The sequence below is a fragment of the Acidobacteriota bacterium genome (genome assembly GCA_029861955.1).
Classification (GTDB): domain Bacteria; phylum Acidobacteriota; class Polarisedimenticolia; order Polarisedimenticolales; family Polarisedimenticolaceae; genus JAOTYK01.
Map to the genome: position 1 here is coordinate 66,716 of JAOTYK010000010.1, position 18,610 is coordinate 85,325.

The 18,610-nt window shown below is 61.5% G+C and carries 19 protein-coding genes; 15 read left to right on the forward strand and 4 right to left on the reverse strand.

Going from position 1 to position 18,610, the window contains the following annotated elements:
• Positions 1-23 precede the first annotated feature (23 nt).
• The 9 genes from OES25_06640 to OES25_06680 all read left to right on the forward strand — a co-directional run bounded on the left by OES25_06640 (position 24) and on the right by OES25_06680 (position 10,167).
• Positions 24-1,406 (forward strand): hypothetical protein, encoded by a 1,383-nt coding sequence (locus OES25_06640; GenBank protein ID MDH3627320.1) that lies wholly within the window; start codon positions 24-26, stop codon positions 1,404-1,406.
• The gene (gene modA / locus OES25_06645) at positions 1,403-2,170 is read left to right on the forward strand and encodes a molybdate ABC transporter substrate-binding protein (GenBank protein MDH3627321.1); all 768 of its coding nucleotides are present in this window, start codon (positions 1,403-1,405) and stop codon (positions 2,168-2,170) included. The genes OES25_06640 and modA overlap by 4 nt, the downstream gene beginning before the upstream one ends.
• Entirely contained in the window at positions 2,167-2,844 is a 678-nt protein-coding gene (gene modB, locus OES25_06650) for a molybdate ABC transporter permease subunit (protein ID MDH3627322.1), read from the forward strand. Before modA ends, modB begins: the two co-directional genes overlap by 4 nt.
• Positions 2,834-3,934 carry a molybdenum ABC transporter ATP-binding protein gene (gene modC / locus OES25_06655; protein MDH3627323.1) on the forward strand — a complete coding sequence of 367 codons (1,101 nt, stop codon included), beginning with the start codon at positions 2,834-2,836 and terminating at the stop codon, positions 3,932-3,934. Before modB ends, modC begins: the two co-directional genes overlap by 11 nt.
• A gap of 127 nt (positions 3,935-4,061) precedes the next feature.
• Positions 4,062-6,596, forward strand: coding sequence for a TonB-dependent receptor (locus tag OES25_06660; protein ID MDH3627324.1), 2,535 nt, complete (start codon positions 4,062-4,064; stop codon positions 6,594-6,596).
• Positions 6,597-6,684: 88 nt separating this feature from the next.
• Positions 6,685-7,308 (forward strand): sigma-70 family RNA polymerase sigma factor, encoded by a 624-nt coding sequence (locus OES25_06665; protein ID MDH3627325.1) that lies wholly within the window; start codon positions 6,685-6,687, stop codon positions 7,306-7,308.
• Positions 7,305-8,282, forward strand: coding sequence for a FecR family protein (locus OES25_06670; protein ID MDH3627326.1), 978 nt, complete (start codon positions 7,305-7,307; stop codon positions 8,280-8,282). The genes OES25_06665 and OES25_06670 overlap by 4 nt, the downstream gene beginning before the upstream one ends.
• 51 nt (positions 8,283-8,333) lie before the next feature.
• A complete protein-coding gene (locus OES25_06675) occupies positions 8,334-8,855 on the forward strand; it encodes a type II secretion system protein GspG (protein ID MDH3627327.1) in 522 nt (173 codons plus the stop codon).
• 76 nt (positions 8,856-8,931) lie between these two features.
• Positions 8,932-10,167, forward strand: coding sequence for an alginate export family protein (locus tag OES25_06680; GenBank protein ID MDH3627328.1), 1,236 nt, complete (start codon positions 8,932-8,934; stop codon positions 10,165-10,167).
• Here the strand turns inward: OES25_06680 and OES25_06685 are convergent.
• Positions 10,148-10,762 carry a pyridoxamine 5'-phosphate oxidase family protein gene (locus tag OES25_06685; protein ID MDH3627329.1) on the reverse strand — a complete coding sequence of 205 codons (615 nt, stop codon included), beginning with the start codon at positions 10,760-10,762 and terminating at the stop codon, positions 10,148-10,150. The genes OES25_06680 and OES25_06685 overlap by 20 nt on opposite strands.
• A gap of 27 nt (positions 10,763-10,789) precedes the next feature.
• A complete protein-coding gene (locus OES25_06690; protein MDH3627330.1) occupies positions 10,790-11,146 on the reverse strand; it encodes a DoxX family protein in 357 nt (118 codons plus the stop codon).
• 96 nt (positions 11,147-11,242) lie between these two features.
• Here OES25_06690 and OES25_06695 point away from each other — a divergent pair, with 96 nt between their 5' ends.
• From OES25_06695 to OES25_06715, 5 genes are all read left to right on the forward strand, one after another.
• The gene (locus OES25_06695; GenBank protein MDH3627331.1) at positions 11,243-11,488 is read left to right on the forward strand and encodes a hypothetical protein; all 246 of its coding nucleotides are present in this window, start codon (positions 11,243-11,245) and stop codon (positions 11,486-11,488) included.
• A 101-nt stretch (positions 11,489-11,589) separates the two neighbouring features.
• Positions 11,590-12,753 carry a Na/Pi symporter gene (locus tag OES25_06700; GenBank protein MDH3627332.1) on the forward strand — a complete coding sequence of 388 codons (1,164 nt, stop codon included), beginning with the start codon at positions 11,590-11,592 and terminating at the stop codon, positions 12,751-12,753.
• Positions 12,754-12,763: 10 nt separating this feature from the next.
• The gene (locus OES25_06705) at positions 12,764-13,453 is read left to right on the forward strand and encodes a hypothetical protein (protein MDH3627333.1); all 690 of its coding nucleotides are present in this window, start codon (positions 12,764-12,766) and stop codon (positions 13,451-13,453) included.
• 16 nt (positions 13,454-13,469) lie between these two features.
• Positions 13,470-14,669, forward strand: coding sequence for a PQQ-dependent sugar dehydrogenase (locus tag OES25_06710; GenBank protein ID MDH3627334.1), 1,200 nt, complete (start codon positions 13,470-13,472; stop codon positions 14,667-14,669).
• Positions 14,663-15,574 carry a zinc-dependent peptidase gene (locus OES25_06715; protein MDH3627335.1) on the forward strand — a complete coding sequence of 304 codons (912 nt, stop codon included), beginning with the start codon at positions 14,663-14,665 and terminating at the stop codon, positions 15,572-15,574. Before OES25_06710 ends, OES25_06715 begins: the two co-directional genes overlap by 7 nt.
• On the opposite strand, the gene OES25_06720 is transcribed toward OES25_06715, so the two are convergent.
• Complete coding sequence (locus tag OES25_06720) at positions 15,563-16,441, reverse strand: site-2 protease family protein (protein MDH3627336.1); 879 nt, start codon at positions 16,439-16,441, stop codon at positions 15,563-15,565. The two genes, OES25_06715 and OES25_06720, sit on opposite strands and share 12 nt — an antisense overlap.
• Positions 16,438-17,019 (reverse strand): hypothetical protein, encoded by a 582-nt coding sequence (locus OES25_06725; protein ID MDH3627337.1) that lies wholly within the window; start codon positions 17,017-17,019, stop codon positions 16,438-16,440. The genes OES25_06720 and OES25_06725 overlap by 4 nt, the downstream gene beginning before the upstream one ends.
• Positions 17,020-17,284: 265 nt before the next feature.
• On the opposite strand from OES25_06725, the gene OES25_06730 reads away from it, so the two are divergent.
• On the forward strand, positions 17,285-18,586 hold the full coding sequence (locus OES25_06730) for a DEAD/DEAH box helicase (protein ID MDH3627338.1): 1,302 nt from the start codon (positions 17,285-17,287) through the stop codon (positions 18,584-18,586).
• The last annotated feature ends 24 nt before the right edge of the window (positions 18,587-18,610 follow it).

Sequence of the window (18,610 nt, forward strand, 5' to 3'; positions counted from 1 at the left end):
GGCAGTCTTATTATGATGTCACCATGGCTTTATCCCTGGACAGCCTGTTTCGGATTACGCCGCGCCCGGTCAAGGACGTCCTCTGTTCGGCGTACGGCTGGCGCATCCATCGACGACGATACGGCCGAGGATTCGAGGAACATCGTGCCCGCGCTCTTGAGGAAGAGACGCTTGACGCCGAGAGCTTACGGCAGCTCTCGTTGCAACGACTTCGCGAGACGCTCGTTCGCGCCGGTCGTGATGTTCCGTACTATCGGGCGCTGTTCCAGCGACATCGCATCGACCCCTCTTCGCTGCCGCTTCCCGAGGGGCTGCTGCAGATCCCGATCCTCGAGAAGGCCGACATCCAGCAATCTCCTGAGTCGTTCATCTCGGAGGCGGTGCCGGGACCGCTGGAATCCAGAGACACATCGGGAACCACCGGGTCACCGCTCCGTGTTCTGGCGGACCTCGATTCGTTACAACGCCACTACGCTGTCTATGACCGTTTTCGAACCCGGGCGGGAAGCGAGGTCGGCTGTCGCCGGGCGACGTTCAACGGTCGTGTGTTGTGGCCGGCTGCGCGACATCATGCGCCCTACTGGGTTCGCGACTGGACCGAGAACAATCTCTTGTTTTCGGTCTATCACATCGGCCCTCAGTCGACGGCGGATTACGTCGAGTGTCTGCGTCGTTACCAACCCGAGGAACTTCACGTTTACCCGTCGGCGTTGGCATCGCTTGTGCGCTTCGCGATCGACGCCGGTCTCGAACTGCCCACCGTGCGGTCAATCCTCACCAGTGCCGAGACGTTGTCGGCCGCCGATCGTCGACTCTTCGAACAGACCTTCGGTTGCCGGGTCAGCGATCAGTACGGCAATGCCGAGATGACGATCTTCGCCGGGCAGTGCGACGCCGGAGGTACTCATCTCGATATCGGCTACGGATACCTGGAACTTCTCGATGCGCAGGTCGACGATCAGGGGACACGCACGGGCGAGGCGATCACGACCGGTTTTGTCAATCAGGCCATGCCCTTGATCCGATATCGAGTCGGCGACACGCTCTCGTTATCGACCAGGCGCTGCTCGTGCGGAAGTGCACAACCGGTCCTGGACCAGATCGTGGGACGGACCGATGACCTGCTGATCCTCCCCGATGGGCGCACCGTCGGCCGTCTGGATCCGGTATTCAAGGGACTTACCGGTCTCAGCGAGGTACAGATCGCCCAGAAGGCGACCGATCACGTCGTCGTTCGGGTTGTTCCGAGTCCTGCCTATGACGAGTCGTCCGAACGCTCCGTCAAGGAAGCACTGGCTGACCGTCTCGGTGCGGAGGTCCGTATCGAGGTAGAAACAGTCACGGAAATTCCGCGGACGTCACGAGGAAAATTTCGTTCGGTCGTTCGGGAGATGGACTCCCGATGAGCGTCCGCAAGTCAGTACTCCTGACCCTCTGCCTCCTCCTCGTGTCGGGAACTGCGGCACCGGTTCAAGCGGAAGAAGCCCTGATCGCCGTCGCGACCAATTTCTCAAAACCGATGAAGCGCCTACACGCGTCGTTTGAACAGAACGGCGCACATCGGATTCGAGTCACGACCGGATCGACCGGGACGCTCTACGCGCAGATCCTGAATGGAGCACCGTTCGACCTGTTTCTTGCGGCGGATCAGCACCGACCTACATCGCTGGTGGATCGCAACCACGCCGTCGACGGATCGCGCTTCACCTACGCCGTTGGGCAACTCGTGTTGTGGAGCCCGGACCCCGATCGTATTCACGACGACGGCGCCGAGATCCTGCGAATCGGAGATTTTCGCGCACTGGCGATCGCGAATCCAGCGCTGGCACCTTACGGGTCGGCCGCCAGAGATTCGCTGACGGCCCTGGGGCTCACCGAACGACTGAAGGGCAAGATCGTCATGGGCCAGAACGTCGGCCAGACCCTCAGTCTGATCGCGACGAGCAACGCAGAGCTGGGGCTGGTCGCACGGTCCCAGACGCTGGATGAGACCGGTCGGTCGATCGGAAGCCACTGGCAGGTCCCCCATCATCTGTATAGACCGATTCGACAGGATGCCGTCCTGCTGAGCCACGGCTCGAGCAACGCCGCAGCCCTGGCGTTCCTCGAATACCTGAAGAGCGACGACGCTCGAGCCCTCATCGAATCGATGGGCTACGGGCCACGATGACGATGCCGGAGCTCGGTCCCATCGGTCTGACCCTGTTGCTCGCGCTTGTGACAACGCTGATCCTGCTGGTGTTCGGCACCCCGCTGGCGTGGTGGTTGGCAACCACGCGCAATCGCGTGCGTCCGGCCATCGAGGCGATCACGGCACTACCGCTGGTACTCCCACCGACGGTGCTGGGGTTCTATCTGTTGGTTCTGCTGAACCCAACGTCGCCGATCGGCCGTCTCTGGGTCTCGATCACCGGTGATGCACTGACGTTTTCTTTTGCGGGGCTCGTCGTCGCGTCGGTCTTCTACTCGCTCCCGTTTACCGTGCAGCCGCTTCAGAGCGCCTTCGAGACCGTGGGCCGAGAACCCCTGGAGGCGGCAGCCAGCCTTCGAGCGTCACCCATCGATGCATTCGTCACCGTCGTTCTCCCCCTCTCGGTCCGAGGGTTCCTGACGGCCACCGTCCTGACGTTTGCCCACACCCTCGGCGAGTTCGGCGTGGTCCTGATGGTGGGCGGCAATATTCCCGGCCGAACTCGGGTGCTGTCCATCGCGATCTACGAACATGTGGAGACGCTGAACTACGACCAGGCGCATTTGCTGTCAGCCGGATTGATCGTTTTCTCGTTCGTGGTCTTGCTTCTCGTCTACTCCCTCCACAGAAGGTTCCCGATCCATGTCCGCTGAGCTACTGCAGCTTGCCTGCCGAGCGACCTTCCCGGGTTTCGACCTGGATGTCGACGAGCGGTGGACGATGGACGGCGTCACCTGCCTATTCGGGCCCAGCGGTAGTGGCAAGACCACGCTGCTGCGTGTTCTTGCGGGTTTCGAGACCCCTGCCGGGGGCCGAATTCAATTCGGCGATCAGGTCTGGTTCGATCATGATCACGGCGCCAACACGCCACCCTGGAAACGTCCGGTGGGGCTGTTGTTTCAGGATGCCCGCCTGTTCGCGCATCTGAGTGTCGCGGGCAATCTGAAGTACGCGGCGCGGCGGCATCGGTCAACGACCCGACCCATCGCCGCGGACGATGTCATCGATGCGCTGGACCTCTCCAAGTTGATGGATCGGAGCGTGACCGGACTCTCCGGTGGCGAGAAACAGCGCGTCGCCCTGGCGCGCACGCTCCTCACTTGCCCGAACCTACTGTTGCTGGACGAGCCACTCACGGCCCTCGACCAGGAGCACAAGGTCGAGCTTCTCTCGTACCTCGAAGAGATTCCGCGACGATTCGGGATCGCGACCATCGTCGTCAGCCACTCAATCGACGAGGTCGTACGACTTGCAAGCCAGGTGGTCGTCGTCGCCGGGGGGCGCGTTCACGCGGCGGGCCCGACGGCGGAGATCGTCGAGAGGATCGATCTACAGGCGATCACGGGGCGCTTCGAGGCCGGATCCGTCGTGGAGGCGCGGGTCACGGGATTCGACAAGAGACTGGTGCTGACCCGACTCGATCTGAACGGTGCGAGCCTGGTGATGCCTGCAGTCGAGAGGCTCGAGCCGGGTCAACATGTTCGTCTTCGCATCCGGGCGCGGGATGTTGCGGTCGCGACTCGACGCCCCGAGGGCTTGAGTATCCGAAACGTCCTGTCGGCGACCGTCGCCGAGATCGTGCCAGAAAGCGACACGGCCTTCGCGGAAGTGTTTCTGCAACTCTCCGGGGGCCGGATCCGAGCCCGACTGACGCGATCGGCGGTAGAGGACCTGGAACTTGACGTGGGCATGTCGGTCTTCGCCTTGATCAAGAGTGTCAGTTTCGATCGTCGTCTTCTCTGAGCCGTTGCCCCGTTAGAGGCCCATTCCTCAGAGAATCCTCCTCATTGCGAAGGATTTCCTGTTGTACCCGCGTCTCACCTCAAGGATCCTTGATTGGGACGAGAGATCCCGTCAGCATAGAGGGAAGATGAACCGACCCAAATCGCCGACTCTGCGGAGTCTAATGCTCGTCGGCTGGTGTCTTGTTGGCTGCATGACCCTGGCGGCGACGTCCGAGGGAGACCACCGCTACTTCGGTAGACGTCTCGTGGATGTCCTGCAGGAATTCCAGTCGAACGGCTGGACATTGCTCTACAGCTCTGCGGTCGTCGACACGAGTCTGTTAGTGACCACCGAGCCCGACACGGACGATCCGCAAGAGGCGTTGCGGCAGATGTTGACGTCTCTGGGACTGGCGGTGCGCGAGGGCCCCAACGGGGGGTTACTGATCGTCGCTGCAACCCAGAACACCGGCACGCTGAGCGGTCGAATCCACTCTCGCATCGACGACAAACCGATCGCCGAAGCGCAGATTATCCTGCCGACATCCCAGATCCGGGTCCTATCCGCCGATGACGGGTCGTTCACGATCCTGGGTATCGAGGCAGGACGATATGACGTCGTCGTCGAGGCCGAAGGCTACACCACGTCGACTCTTCGTCAGGTACGAATCAAGACCGGCAAGGAGATCGCCGTCGCGATTCGGATGTCGTCCCGGTCTGCGTTTCTTACCGAGGTGGTGGTGACTCCTAGTCGTCACACGGTCGTCAGTGAGGAACTCTCCGCGAATCGAACAATTTCGGACGATGAGGTGGTGTTGGCGCCGACGCTTGGCGGCGACCCGACACGGGTCATCGAGTTACTCCCCGGCGTCACCGCGGCCAATAGCTCCGCCTCATTCAACGTTCGCGGAAGCCTTGCGCGCGACACCTCGCTCGTTCTCGACGGCCTCGAACTCTACGACCCGTTCCACCTTCGAGACTTTCAGAGTCCGTTCAGCCTGATCGACAGCAACGTCGTCGAGCGCATCGATTTTCTGGGTGGCGGCTACACTGCGGATCTCGGCGATCGTCACGGCGGCTTCGTAGACATCTCCACCTCGGCATCCCATGGCGAGTTTCGTGGAGACGTCGAGCTCGGAACCCTCAACAGTCGAATCTCGTACCAATCGCCGATAAACGGCGGCAAGGGATCGTGGCTCATCTCGGCGCGCACCTGGTACCCGGAGGCGGTCGCGGACACCACGGAGCTGGGTGGCGGCGAGAATCTGGACCCGCGTTTCAGCGACCTCTACGCGAAGGTGGCGTTCTCGCTTCGCAAGAAACACCGCCTGTCGGCGCATTTTCTGGGTTCCTACGATCGGCTTAAGTTTCTTGAGACGGGCGAAGACGTCAACGAACAGGTCGACGCACTCACTCGCAATACGTACAGCTGGGTTCGTCTCCGCAGCGCCTGGTCCGAGGACTGGAGTTCGGAGAGTGTTCTCTCTCTGGGCCGAATTGATCGGAAGCGTGACGGACTCGGTTCCGAGGATGGCGAGGTCAACGTCGACGATCAGAGGACCGTCGATTTCGTGGGCTTCAAGAACGATGCGGTCTGGCAGGTCTCCCCGTCCCACGGCCTGAAGATGGGCCTGGATGTGCGCTCTCTCACGGCGCACTACAGCTACAGTCGTGACGTGGTCGAAGATCCATCCGAGTCGGCCTTTGCGGAGCTGGATCCGAACGGCCTGTCGATGAGCGCGTATCTGGCCCATCGAATGAGAGCGACCGAGAAGCTGACCACGGAAATCGGTGTTCGCTGGGATCGGCAGGACTACACGCAGGACAATCAGTTCAGCCCACGCGTCAACGCCGTGTACCGACCCAACGGGCGATCGGAGTTTCGCCTGGCCGCCGGTCGTTTCCATCAGTCACAGCGTATTCACGAACTTCAGGTCCCGGATGGCGAGACGGAGTTCTCGGCGGCGGAAATTGCACAGCAGGTCGAACTCTCCTACCAGCACACGCTGCCGGCGGGCCTTCGATTCCGCGTCGATGGCTATTTTCGAAAGCTGACGAGGCTTCGGTCTCGGTACGAGAATCTCCTGGAGCCGATCGAACTCTTCCCGGAGATCATCGAGGATCGCGTCGAGATCTCACCGGATCGCGCCCGCTTGCGTGGCATCGAACTACTCCTGCGAGGCGAGACGACCCGACCCTTCTACTGGTGGGTCAGTTACGCCTACTCGGAGGCCGAGGACCGGGAAAGTGGACGCTGGATCCCGCGGAGTTGGGATCAGCCACATGCAGCCAAGTTTCTGGTCGGCTATCGTCGCGCGGACCGCTGGTCGCTCTCGCTCGTCGGGTCGGCCCACACGGGCTGGCCGACGACACCAGGGACCGCTGTGGCCACGATGGGTGACCCCGGCGAGGATCCGTTCGAAGTCGAGCTGGGCGAACGGAATTCCGACCGTTTTCCACGCTACGTTCGCTACGATCTCAAGGCCCGTCGCGGGTTCGCTCTCGGGGACAGTCGTCTGTGGTTCACGCTCGAGGTCGTCAATCTCGCGGACCGCAAGAATGCCTGCTGCATCGACGAACTGTTGATCGTCGAGAATCCGGACGGCACGGCAGAAATTAACCGATTGTTCGATTTCTGGCTGGGTCGGACCGCCTCTTTCAGCGTCCTCTGGCGATTCTGATGGCCCGTTAGTCTCGATACTGCGAAGGATCTCGCCCGCTCAGTCCCTCTAACCGCCGTAGTCCCCCTGCCGGACAACGGGAGTCCGAATGAGTCGTGACGATCGTCATCTTGTACGCCGAATGCTCGCGGGCAAGGACGGCTCGTTCGATCAGTTCTTCGACGACTATTTCCCGGCTCTGTACCGCTTTGCGATGACCCGGCTCGACCACAACGAGGACGCCGCGGAGGAGGTGGCCCAGGCCACCATCTGCAAGGCGATCACGAAGTTGGCGACGTTTCGTGGCGAGGCGGCACTCTTCACCTGGCTGTGTACGTTCTGTCGTCACGAAATATCGGCCTACGTGCGTCGGAATCGTCTAGACCTGAAACACCTCAATCTTGTCGAGGAGACGCCGGAGATTCGCGCCGCCCTGGAGAGTTCGGCGAGTCTTCTGGAGCAGCCGGAGGCCGCAGCCAACCGAGAAGAGATCGGTCGGCTCGTACAGGTGGCTCTCGATCAACTGCCACCCCAGTACGGCAACATCCTCGAGTGGAAGTATCTGGAAGACCTTCCGGTCAAGGAGATTGCAGCCCGATTGGATCTGAGCCCGAAGGCGGCCGAGTCATTGTTGACCCGCGCCCGTGGGGCGTTCCGCGATTGTTTCGCCTCGCTTACCCAGTCTCCCACCATGAGGGGCGCTCAGTCGCGCCCACTGGAGTCGTCGTCATGACGAAAGATCATCAAGACCATCGAACCGAACGCGACGACGTCGCCACCCTGCTGCGTGTCGCAGGCAAGCGCCCGCCGGTGCCACAGGATCGAGCGGATCGCGTGCGCGCCGCAGGCCGTGAACGCTGGGACATCGTGGTTGGGCGTCGCAAGCAGCGTCGTTTTCGCGTCGCCGTCGGTATGCTGGCCACGGCTGCATCGATCGCCGTGATCGCAACCGTGTGGTTGGTCGACTTCGGCACGGGGACTCTGCCCGGCGACGATCGCGTCGCGTGGGTCGAGGAGCGAGTTGGTTCGACGTCGGCTGAACCCAACTCCGCGCTCGCGGCCGGTGGGGTGTTGTCGACAGGAAAAAACGGCCGCCTTGCACTTCGGTTCGCCTCCGGCCACTCGGTCCGCGTCGATTATTCCTCGACCGTTCGTCTTCTTGACGAGCGCACTCTCGTGTTGGAGCGTGGTGCGCTCTACGTGGACTCGGGTTCGTACAGCAACGAGGGCAGCAAGTTGGAGATCCGCACGCCGCTAGGGTCGATCCACGAGACGGGCACCCAGTATGAGGTGCGACTCGACGATGAATCCACGCGAGTCCGCCTCCGCGAGGGCAGCGTGGTCGTCCGTCACGACGGGCAGTCCCACGAGGTGAGTGCCGGAGACGAGCTGCTGATCGGTGCAGATGGGTCGGCGATGTGGACCCCACTCTCGATCCACGGAGGTTCGTGGTCGTGGCTGATCGATGTCACGCCCATGCCGGACTTCGACGGTGAAAACGCGCATAAGTTCCTGGAGTGGGTCGCTCGCGAGCGTGGATGGCAGCTGGTGTTTGCAAGCGAGGCCGTTGCAGATGCGTCGGAAACGACGATCCTGGGAGGGACCTTCGGCGACCTCACCCTGCCACAGGCCCTCGATGCGGTTTTGCCCACGTGTCGCATGACCTACGACGTTCGGGACGGGATTCTGCTGATCGACACCGAATAGAGCCATAGAGCCCGACATGTTATTCTCCCCACTAGTTCGGGGAGACTAACGATGTACTGCTCCAACTGTAGCGCCCAGATCGAGACCGACGAACGACCCTGCCCCAAGTGTAGTCACGTCACCCGACCCGCCAATAAGTCGAAGTGGCCGGTGATTCTCATCGGCTGTGGCGGCGCGATCGTGCTGTTCTTCTTCTGCTCGATCATCTCGGCAATCGCCATTCCGAACCTGCTCAATGCGATCGATCGGGGCAAGCAGAAACGAACGTTGGCCGACATGCGGACGATTGCCAACGCCGTCGATGTGTACGCACTCGACCACAAGCAATTCCCGACCGCACGTGACCTGGAGCAATTGCGACGTCAGATTCCGGAACCGACGCTACCGTACACCGACGGTTGGACCCACCCGATCGAGTTCGTGTCGGATCCCACCGGCTACGAGATCCGCTCCTACGGCAAGGATGGGATCCGCGACGACGGCGCACCCCTCGGGGCGACTGTCAGTTTCAACGCGGACCTGATCTTCCAGACGGGCCAGTTCGTCCAGTGGCCCGAGGGCGCACAGCAATAACAGAGCAATAGATCATCGGATTCCCTCAATGTCACGTAGAAGTACAGACCCTTTCGACCTTTCAGGAGCCCGTCCGATGAAGTGCGTCAAACTAACTGCTCTGATTACGCTGATGTTCTGTTGTCTGGTACCCGTCGCCGCCGAGGACAGCGAGACGAAGAACCACAAGAATCTGGCGGAGGCCCTGAAGGACGGATCGTTCTCGATCGGTCTGACCTGGCGGCTCGAGGACGTCTCGGATGACGCGGCGCCGATGGATGCTTTCGCATCGAAACTGAGAACCGCCGCCCGCTACAACTCCGGTCAGTTTCGTTGGTTCTCGGTCAAGGTCGAATTCGAGGATGTCACCGATCTGGGTGCGCGGTTGAAACATGACAACGGTGGCGCCGGCAGCCTGAGCAACGGCGTCGTTGGCCGCCCGAAGATCGTCGATCCGGAGGTGACGGAAGTCCAGCAGGCCAGCCTCTCCTATCACGGCTTGCATGATACGACCGTGACCGTCGGCCGTCAGGAGTTCGGCCTCGGCAACCAACGATTCATCGGCCCTGTCGGCTGGCGCATGAATCACCAGTCCTATGACGGGGTTCGGATCGATCAGTCCTCGATACCGCGGACGGACCTCACCTACGTCTATCTCGATCGAGCCAACGCGATCACGGGTGCCGGACGCGGGATGGGAAGCCATCTCCTGCAGGTGAAGATCGACACCGACGACTGGGGCACGGTCTCCCCCTACTGGTTTGACGTGGACTTCGACGACATGGCAAGCGCCGGCCAGTCGACCTCGACGTTCGGGGCTAGCTGGGATGGGGCCATCAGGACCGGAGAATGGAAGCTGCCCTTCCGCGTCGAGCTAGCCCAGCAACAGGAGTCCGGCGATAACCCCGCGTCGGTCGATGCCGGTTATCGACACCTGATGATCGGTGCCAAACGTGAAAACTGGTCGATCGCGATTGGCCAGGAGGTTCTAGAGGGCAATGCGGTCGATGGTGCCTTCACGACGCCGCTTGCGACCCTGCATGCGTTCAACGGCTGGGCCGACAAGTTTCTTGGAACGCCCGGCAACGGACTGGAAGACCTTTACCTGTCTGTCGGCTATACGCTTGACGCGCTGACGACCAAGCTGATCTTCCATGACTTCTCGGCGGAATCTGCGGGACCCGACCATGGATCCGAGATCGACGGCGTCGTTTCCTACAAGTCGTCGTGGGGACAGGTGTTTGCGGTCAAGTTCGCGCTGTTCAGCGCCGACAACGCCAGCCCGCTGACGGATGCCGACAAACTCTGGTTCTTTACGTCCTATCGTTTCTGATTCGAGTGAGTTGAGCCTCCAGTTCCGCGATGCGTGCGTGAAGCGGTGCAACCAACTCCGTCACTTCCGCCTCGGTAAATCGGGGCGTGATGTGCTGCGGGCAGTTGATGTCCCACGCGACGATATCGAAGCAGATCGCCTGCTCGGGACGGCCCTTGTAGTCCTGGTCGGTCAACCGTTCCAGTAACTGATCGTCACCCTCGACGATCCGCGCCGTACCCCAGATCTTGATGCGACGACGATTGGGATAGTCCATCGCAAAGATGCAGGCCTTCGGGTTCTCGATCAGGTTGCCCTGGCTTATGTATTGACGGTTGCCGATGAAGTCGGCCAGCCCCAGAGTCTTCTCGTCCAGGACCTTGACGAACCCGACCTTGCCACCGCGATGCTGGATGTAGGGTTGTCCCTCGGCGTTGGCCGTCGCCAGATAGATCGAATCCCGGACTGCCAGGAACTCCGCAAGATCCGGCGTGATCGTCGTCTGCCAACCGGCGTTCTCTTCCATTCGCGCGTAGCTCTGTCGTGAGCCCTTGCGCTCCTGGATCGACTTGACCGTCGACGTGAAGGCCACGTCACTTGGATAACGCTCACTCACTCTCGGCACCCCATTCTTGGCGGTTGCCTAATTGTATCGCAGCGCGCGAAACCTCAGACTTCCGACAAAGCCCGCCATCAATAACGCGATCAGTGCAGGCACGGGAGACCCGGAACCGCTGATCAGATGGCTCGCGACGGCCCCCAACATGACGACGAAGATCAGACCTGCGCCGAAGAGTGCCGTCCGCGGAATGAAAACGAGGATCGCGCCGATGACCTCCAGAATGCCGATCAACGGCACCATCGCCAACGGCAGCCCCAGATCGCTGAACATCGTCTCGAAGGCCGCACGGGCCATGAATTTTTGCGCGCCCGCCAACAGAAACCAGAGCCCGAGAAGGACACTGACGATGATCACGGGAATCTTGAAACCACGGGGCATGACGGCCTCCTTGCCGGAGCAAACCGGTTGGCGTACGCGCTCATGAGTAACGACTAGTGACCTAATTGTACGTTACATTATGGTGAGAGTTTCGATATGAGCCCCGCTCCGCGTCTCTCCAACCTGCAGTTCCTGGTCCTGGGCACGCTACTTCATGGCCCGCGGCCCGGGCGGGAGATCCGGGACGAGCTTCATCGCTTTGGCGCCAAACCCATGCGTGAGGGCTGGCAACGATGGCTGAGTGTTTTGGGTCGATTGCTGCCACGGCGGAACCGGGAGTTCATCTTCGAACCGGCTCTTTTCGGAGCGATTATCGTCCTCCGCGGGTCCTACGGACCGTAGCCCCAACGGAACCCCAAAAAAGATCATTTCAGGCGACAGTTTCTCTTTCCCGGCATGGCTGTTTAGGCTAGGCTGCACGCGATATCGGTAACTGAGACGTCGTGACAAAGATCGCAAGCCACCCACCTGCGCCCGCGTCGAGTTCACCGCTCGCGACGCTCTCGCGTGTCGTCACGGTCATGGGGCTACTGCTGGTCTTCCTGGTCGGCGTCAAGTGTCTCGGCGGCGGCTTCAAGATGCTGGGCCACGACGTCCTCGACTCGTTCTTCGCGGCGACGTCCAATCCGTTCATCGCCCTGATGGTCGGTATCCTCGCGACGACCCTCGTCCAGAGTTCCTCGGTGACCACGGCGATGATCGTCGGCCTCGTGGCCGCACCCGATAACCCGTTACCCATCGCCAACGCCGTCCCGATGATCATGGGTGCCAACATCGGAACGACCGTCACCAACACGATCGTCTCGATGGCCCACATGGGGCGTCCGGAGGAGTTCCGCAGGGCATTCTCCGTCGCGACCTGTCATGACTTCTTCAACTACATGATCGTGGTCACCCTGTTGCCGCTGGAGCTCATGACTGGATTCCTGCGCCGATCGGCGACCGGTCTTGCGGATCTTCTCGGGGATATCAGCGGCGTCAAGTACGAGAGTCCGCTGAAGAGCCTCCTGAAGAAGCTGGTCGCACCGATCAAGGATGGCGCCGCCGCACTCTCGGATGCGGAGCAGATTCAGGGAATTATCATTATCCTCGTCAGCGCGGTGCTGATCTTCGTGTCGCTGTGGCTGCTGGTAAGAACCCTGCGTGCGGTCCTGCAGACCCGGGTCGAGGTCTCGCTGAACCGCGTTCTGGGGAGCAGTATCGTCCTGTCCGTGATCGTCGGAATCATCGTGACGGTCATGGTTCAGTCCAGCTCGATCACCACATCCCTGCTGGTACCGCTGGCCGGTGCCGGCGTGATCACGGCTCGTCAGGCGTTTCCCATTACCGTGGGTGCCAACATCGGCACGACCGTCACCGCGCTCCTGGCATCGATGGCGGTCTCGGGCGAGAACGCCGAGGCCGGAATCATCATCGCGTTGGTCCATCTTGGCTTCAATCTGTCGGGCACGTTCCTGGTGCTACCGTTCCCACGGATCCGCGCGATCCCGGTCCGGTTTTCGACCATGCTGGCGGAATCCGCGGTCCGCTCGAAAAAGTGGCCGATCTTCTATGTCATCATGTTGTTCTATATCTTACCTGCGATCTTCGCGTTCCTGTTCCGGTAGAGGAGGCATCATGCTCCAGGAACTTCTGAGTATCTTCCGTCCCGGAAACCCACTGGCAAAGATGGGCGACGAGTTCGCCGAGATGTTGCAGATCACCTGCGACATGAACATCTCTGCCGGCCGTATTTACTTCAGAGAAGAGACGTCGCCCGAGGCGCGGACCGCCATCTATCGTCAGGACATTCGCGTCAACAAGCTCGAGCGTCATATCCGTAAGCGAGTCGTGGCGCACCTTTCAGTGGGCAACTCCCAGCATCTCCCCTACTGCCTGTTGTTGATGAGCCAGGTCAAGGATGTCGAGCGACTCGGCGACTACGCCAAGAACCTGGCCGAAGTCCCCGATGTCTACAGTGGTGAGATGCCGGAGAACGGACTCCTGAGCGAACTCCAGGAGACACGTACCGAGGTGGAGGCAAGCTTCAAGGCGACGGCGGAGGTCTTCGCCAGCTCGGATCGTGAGCGGGCCATGACGCTGATCCAGCACGGCAAGGATGTTGCCAAACGGGCCGACGGCATGCTCAGTCGGATCGCGCAGGCCGGACACTCCTCCGGACAGACGACCGCCCTGATCCTCGGAACCCGCTACTACAAGCGAATCAGCGGTCACCTTCTCAACGTGTTGTCGAGCGTGGTCATGCCCCTGCACAAGGTGGACTATTACGACGAGAAGGAACTGCCCGGAGTCGAGCCGGGCAACTGAGCCCGGGGAACCCTCCATGCATCGAGCCCGGATCCTGCTGATCGCCCTCTGTGCCGTCGGCGCCGCAGCATCGATGTCATCGGTTCTTGCCGTCGGCCAGGGGAACGATCTGCTTCCGGACATCCCAGCGGGGTCGGTGGGGATGCGACTGGAACTGGTCACGACGATCTCGCCCAACGTCCTGATCGATGTCACGAACGCAGGCGACGGCAGCGGTCGACTCTTCCTGGTCTCACCCGACGGCGTCGTTCGTATCCTGGTGAGCGGCAGCGTCCTGCCGACGCCGTTCCTCAACGACCCGGCCACGCCGACGGATCGAGCGATGTCCTCGATCGCGTTCCACCCCGACTACGCCAACAACGGGTTGCTGTACGCGATCACAGGCGAGGCGACCTCGGGGAGCCCGGACTACGACTCTCCCCAGGACGATGCCGCTTCGGCGTTCGACAACGTGATCTACGAGTATCGGGTTGATTCGGTGGATCCCAACGTCGTCGATCTCTCCAGCAAGCGTGAACTCCTTCGAGTCCATCAGCCGCACCGGGTTCATAATCTGGGCGACCTGACGTTTGGTCACGATGGCTACCTCTACATCTCGTCGGGAGATGGCGGCGACACGCGCCTCGGCACGCCAACGCAGTACAACACGACGGCCCAGCAGACGACCAACCCCTACGGCGCCATCCTTCGCATCGACGTGGACCAGCAACCCGGTGGTGCGGCCTACGGAATCCCGACCGATAACCCTTTCGCCGACGGCGCAGGTGGCAACGCCCCCGAGATCTACGCGTGGGGTCTTCGCAATCCGTGGCGCATCACGACGGACCGTTTGACCGGCGACCTCTACACCGGTGTCAACGGCGACCTCACCATCGAGCAGATCGATCGTCTGCAGTTGGGACGCAACTACGGTTGGGACACGAAGGAAGGCAGCTTCCTCTGGGACTCGCTGACCGGTGCGGCGACTGTCGACCCGACACCGGACCCGCAGTACACCGCGCCGACGGCCGAGTATGACCATAACCACACGACCGTCGCATTCGGATCGCAGATCGGCGGCTTCGTCTATCGCGGCCTGGCGATGCCGGAGTTCTGGGGGCAATACATCGGACTGGACTGGCGTGCGGCACAGATGACCGCGATGGACCCGACCGACGGCGCCCCTCGCCCCGCCGGGGCGATCCCCTGTCTGCCCCGACTGATGGGCCCGTGTTAGGGCTCGGCGTCGCAGCGGCATTTGTCGTCGCAATCATCGTCGTCTGGGCGACCCGCAAGTCTCGCCGACGGAAGGCGATTCTGGCCCAGCCGTTTCCCGCCGAGTGGGAAGCGGTCCTGCAGCAGGAAGTCGTCTTTTACCGAATCCTCAATGAAGACGAACGGGTGCGCTTTCGTCGAGACCTTCAGGTGTTCATCGGGGAGACGCGGATCACGGGCATCAAGACCCAGATCGACACCACGACTGAGGTGTTGGTTGCCGCCAGCGCGGTCATCCCGATCTTCGGATTTCCGGAGTGGGAGTGGGATCAGATCTCCGAGGTGCTGGTCTACCCCGGTCGCTTCGACGAAAACTTCGATTTCGGTCCCGGTAGCGCCAGCACGACGCTGGGGATGGTCGGCACGGGTTATCTCAACCGGACAATGATCCTCTCAAAACCCGATCTGATCCAGGGCTTCCGCAACGCGGGCGACAAGCGAAATGTCGGCCTTCACGAGTTCGCCCATCTCGTGGACAAGTCGGACGGCGTCATCGACGGCCTGCCGGCCGGAATCGATAAACAGGCGATCGGTCCCTGGGTGGATCTGGTGCGACGGAAGATGTTGGAGATTCGCGAGGGCGACTCGGACATCAACTCCTACGCCCTGACCAACGAGGCCGAGTTCTTCGCCGTCACGACCGAGTACTTCTTCGAGCGGCCGGGGATCATGGAGCGCAAGCACCCCGAGTTGTACGCGATGCTGGCGGAGGTATTTCGACAGGATCTACGAACGCGGGCCGCCGCGATGCGAAACGAGATCAAACGGGGACGTCCCACGTTCGGCCGCAACTCACCCTGCCCCTGCGGAAGCGGCGTCAAGTATAAGAAGTGCTGTTTGCGAAAGAGCCGACGGTCAGCCAATTGATTTGAGCGGATCGGTGGTCGCCCACATGCCCAGAGCCAACAACCCCAGCAGCGTGAAGTAGGCTACCCCGATGGTCCACCGTTTCGCAGGTTCGACGTTGAAGTAATCCTCACGCGGTCCGCGAATCGTGCTGCCGAGACTGAACAGGCCGACGAACAGAATCAGTCCGAGGATCGGCGAGAACGTGAACAGGAAAAACGCGATCCCGATTGCGTAGCCGACCAGCCAGATCCATCGACTGATCACGCCGACGATCCGTCCACCGTCGAGAGGACTGATCGGAATCATGTTGAACATGTTGATCAGAAAGCCGACGTTGGCCAGTGCGTACCAGAACGGCTCCTGAGTCACCCAACCCACGACGAGGCAGACGAACGCACCGACACTCCCCAGGATGGGCCCCCCGATCCCGACCAGCGCCTCGACGTAGGCATCCTTCGGCAGACTCCGCATCGCGATCACGGCACCGACGAACGGGATAAAGACCGGTGCTCCCGCGTGAAGCCCCTGTTGCTGCATCACCAGGCCGTGACCCAACTCGTGAACGAAGATCAGCAGGACGAACCCCACCGCGAAGGGCCAACCGAAGAACAACGCGTAAGCCCAGACCGAAACGAACATCGTGATCAACGTGCTGAACTTCGTGAACTTCAGCAGGGGCACCAGAAACTTCAGCTTGCCGAGCACGAACAGGAGAACCACGCCGATCGGTCCCAGTGCCGCAAGCCGCTTCTTCCACACGGAGGGCTTTCGGGGCTTGTCGACGGGAGCCGGACGTTCCTCGACGGGCGTCGCGTGATGACGGAACACCGATTGCAGATTGCGAATCCTGCGCTCGTGCTCCTCGGCTGAGATGTCGTTGCTCAAGCCAATTCAACCGGCGCCGGCATCTTCCAGGCCTGATAGACGCAGATCCCGAGGAAAACCAGATCGAACGGTCGGAACCCCATCGAGATCACGTTGAAGAGCAGATCCCCGCCGGGCAGGAGTGGCAAGAGTACCTCTTGACCGTCCGCCGCCATCGCGTCGGTGATAAACGACCGATTCACCAGATAAGTCCCGTACGCGAACCCGAGGATTGAAATCGCCACCGACATGATCTGAAGGTTCCGATGACGTTTGCCGCCGGAGAGCAACACGACGCCCTTACCCACAGCAAAGCCGATTACGACGGCCACCAGGCCAAACGCGATGTTGGTGATGACGGTGAATCCCCACCAGACGACGGCACCCAGCGTCGCACCGGTCAGCCCCCCGACAAAGGCCATCGGGTAGTTGATGTCCTGGCCCTGGGCCTCAATGGCCTGACCGACCTCGTGGGTCAGTCGCTCGAAGCACGGGCGACAGAAGACGGCGTCCTCGGTCGTCTGACGGTCCTGTCCTTCCGAAAGCCAGGTCCCGCACTCGGCACATTTCTCTTGTTCGGCAGGCGCTTCGTTGTCCATCGTGCGTCCTCCAGGGGTGATGGCCGAACTATACAGGAATCGCCCTATCCGGACGTCGCGGTGGCAAATCCCCTAAACGGGTGTTATGTTCCCTGTGACACACCTATATGCCGGAACCATCCGGCCAGCGGCGCACAACAGGATCTGCTGTCAGGATCGCGCCGCCAAGAAATCCACCTCCCTGATTCTGTTGTTTGGGTAGGCAAGCGGCGAAGCCGTGATGTCCCGTCGTGGGTCCTCGTCTATCGCCGATAGGTAATTTTTCATGTCCGAGTCTCAACAAGAACCCAGCATAGGGTTCGCCGGCTTCAAATTGGGTACCGCGCTTCGGCGTGGCATCGATGCCGCCGGCTTCCAGGAACCGCGCCCGATTCAAGAGCGCACCATCCCCGCAGCCATCGACGGCCGCGACATCCTGGGTCTTGCCCAGACGGGAACCGGTAAGACCGCAGCCTTTGCGCTTCCGGTTCTCGAACAGATCCTCGACTCTCGAGGAAAGTACAAGGGCCCCCGGGCGCTTGTCGTGGCCCCCACCCGGGAGCTTGCCAACCAGATCAGCGAGGAGATCCGTCTCCTTGCGCGTTACACCGATATCAACGTCGCGACGCTCTTCGGTGGGGTCTCCGCCGCCAAACAGCTTGCGTCGCTACGCCAACGGCCCGAGATCATCGTGGCCTGCCCCGGTCGCCTACTGGACCTGTGGCGTCAGGGGAAGGTCCATCTGGATCAGGTCGCGACCCTCGTCCTCGATGAGGCGGACCATATGTTCGACATGGGCTTCCTGCCCGACATCCGCCGGATCATCGGCGCGCTTCCCGATCGACGCCAGAACCTTCTGTTCTCCGCGACGATGCCCAAAGAGATCCGTCGTCTGGCGGATCGGATCCTGCGGGATCCGCACGTGGTCGAGTTGAACCACACCCAACCGATCGAAACCATCGAGCATGCGTTGTTCCCAATCGATGGGACACGTAAGTTCGAACTGCTCGAGTTCGTCCTCGAGGAGAAGGGGTTCACATCCGCCATCGTCTTCACCCGGACCAAGCACCGTGCGAAGAAGCTCGCCCGACAACTGGAGGGGCTGGGTCACAACGCGGTCGCTCTTCAGGGAAACATGTCGCAGAACGCGCGAGAGCGTGCGATGGACGGCTTCCGCAAACGAACGTTTAACATCCTCGTGGCAACGGATATTGCCGCCCGCGGCATCGACGTCGAAGCGGTCTCCCACGTCGTCAACTTCGACATGCCGACGACCCCCGAGGCCTACACCCATCGGATCGGTCGAACCGGTCGCTCCGAGCGACAGGGTCGGGCATACACGTTCGTCACACCGGAAGATCGTGATCTGGTGCGTGCCGTCGAGCGTCGACTGGGTGGAACGATCCCGCGCAAGGGGTTCGATGGACCGATTCGACCCGCTCAACGACGCGAGACACGGCCACAGCAACGGCCGACGTCTCAGAGACAAGCGGCCGCCCGCCCACCGCAACAACGTCGCCGTCGTCGCCGTAGCGGCGGTGGAGACGGCGGAGGCGGCGGGGGCGGCCGGCGAAAGCCCGCCGCCTAGCGGATAGATCATCTTGCTGGCATG

What these genes read in the sequence shown, in the direction of transcription:
- OES25_06705 (MDH3627333.1), top strand. Translation starts at nt 12,764, where the DNA reads ATGCTCCAGGAACTTCTGAGTATCTTCCGTCCCGGAAACCCACTGGCA.
- modC (MDH3627323.1), top strand. Translation starts at nt 2,834, where the DNA reads ATGTCCGCTGAGCTACTGCAGCTTGCCTGCCGAGCGACCTTCCCGGGT.
- OES25_06670 (MDH3627326.1), top strand. Translation starts at nt 7,305, where the DNA reads ATGACGAAAGATCATCAAGACCATCGAACCGAACGCGACGACGTCGCC.
- OES25_06695 (MDH3627331.1), top strand. Translation starts at nt 11,243, where the DNA reads ATGAGCCCCGCTCCGCGTCTCTCCAACCTGCAGTTCCTGGTCCTGGGC.
- OES25_06725 (MDH3627337.1), bottom strand. Translation starts at nt 17,019, where the DNA reads ATGGACAACGAAGCGCCTGCCGAACAAGAGAAATGTGCCGAGTGCGGG.
- OES25_06680 (MDH3627328.1), top strand. Translation starts at nt 8,932, where the DNA reads ATGAAGTGCGTCAAACTAACTGCTCTGATTACGCTGATGTTCTGTTGT.
- OES25_06690 (MDH3627330.1), bottom strand. Translation starts at nt 11,146, where the DNA reads ATGCCCCGTGGTTTCAAGATTCCCGTGATCATCGTCAGTGTCCTTCTC.
- modB (MDH3627322.1), top strand. Translation starts at nt 2,167, where the DNA reads ATGACGATGCCGGAGCTCGGTCCCATCGGTCTGACCCTGTTGCTCGCG.
- OES25_06665 (MDH3627325.1), top strand. Translation starts at nt 6,685, where the DNA reads ATGAGTCGTGACGATCGTCATCTTGTACGCCGAATGCTCGCGGGCAAG.
- OES25_06730 (MDH3627338.1), top strand. Translation starts at nt 17,285, where the DNA reads ATGTCCGAGTCTCAACAAGAACCCAGCATAGGGTTCGCCGGCTTCAAA.
- OES25_06675 (MDH3627327.1), top strand. Translation starts at nt 8,334, where the DNA reads ATGTACTGCTCCAACTGTAGCGCCCAGATCGAGACCGACGAACGACCC.
- OES25_06640 (MDH3627320.1), top strand. Translation starts at nt 24, where the DNA reads ATGGCTTTATCCCTGGACAGCCTGTTTCGGATTACGCCGCGCCCGGTC.
- OES25_06660 (MDH3627324.1), top strand. Translation starts at nt 4,062, where the DNA reads ATGAACCGACCCAAATCGCCGACTCTGCGGAGTCTAATGCTCGTCGGC.
- OES25_06710 (MDH3627334.1), top strand. Translation starts at nt 13,470, where the DNA reads ATGCATCGAGCCCGGATCCTGCTGATCGCCCTCTGTGCCGTCGGCGCC.
- modA (MDH3627321.1), top strand. Translation starts at nt 1,403, where the DNA reads ATGAGCGTCCGCAAGTCAGTACTCCTGACCCTCTGCCTCCTCCTCGTG.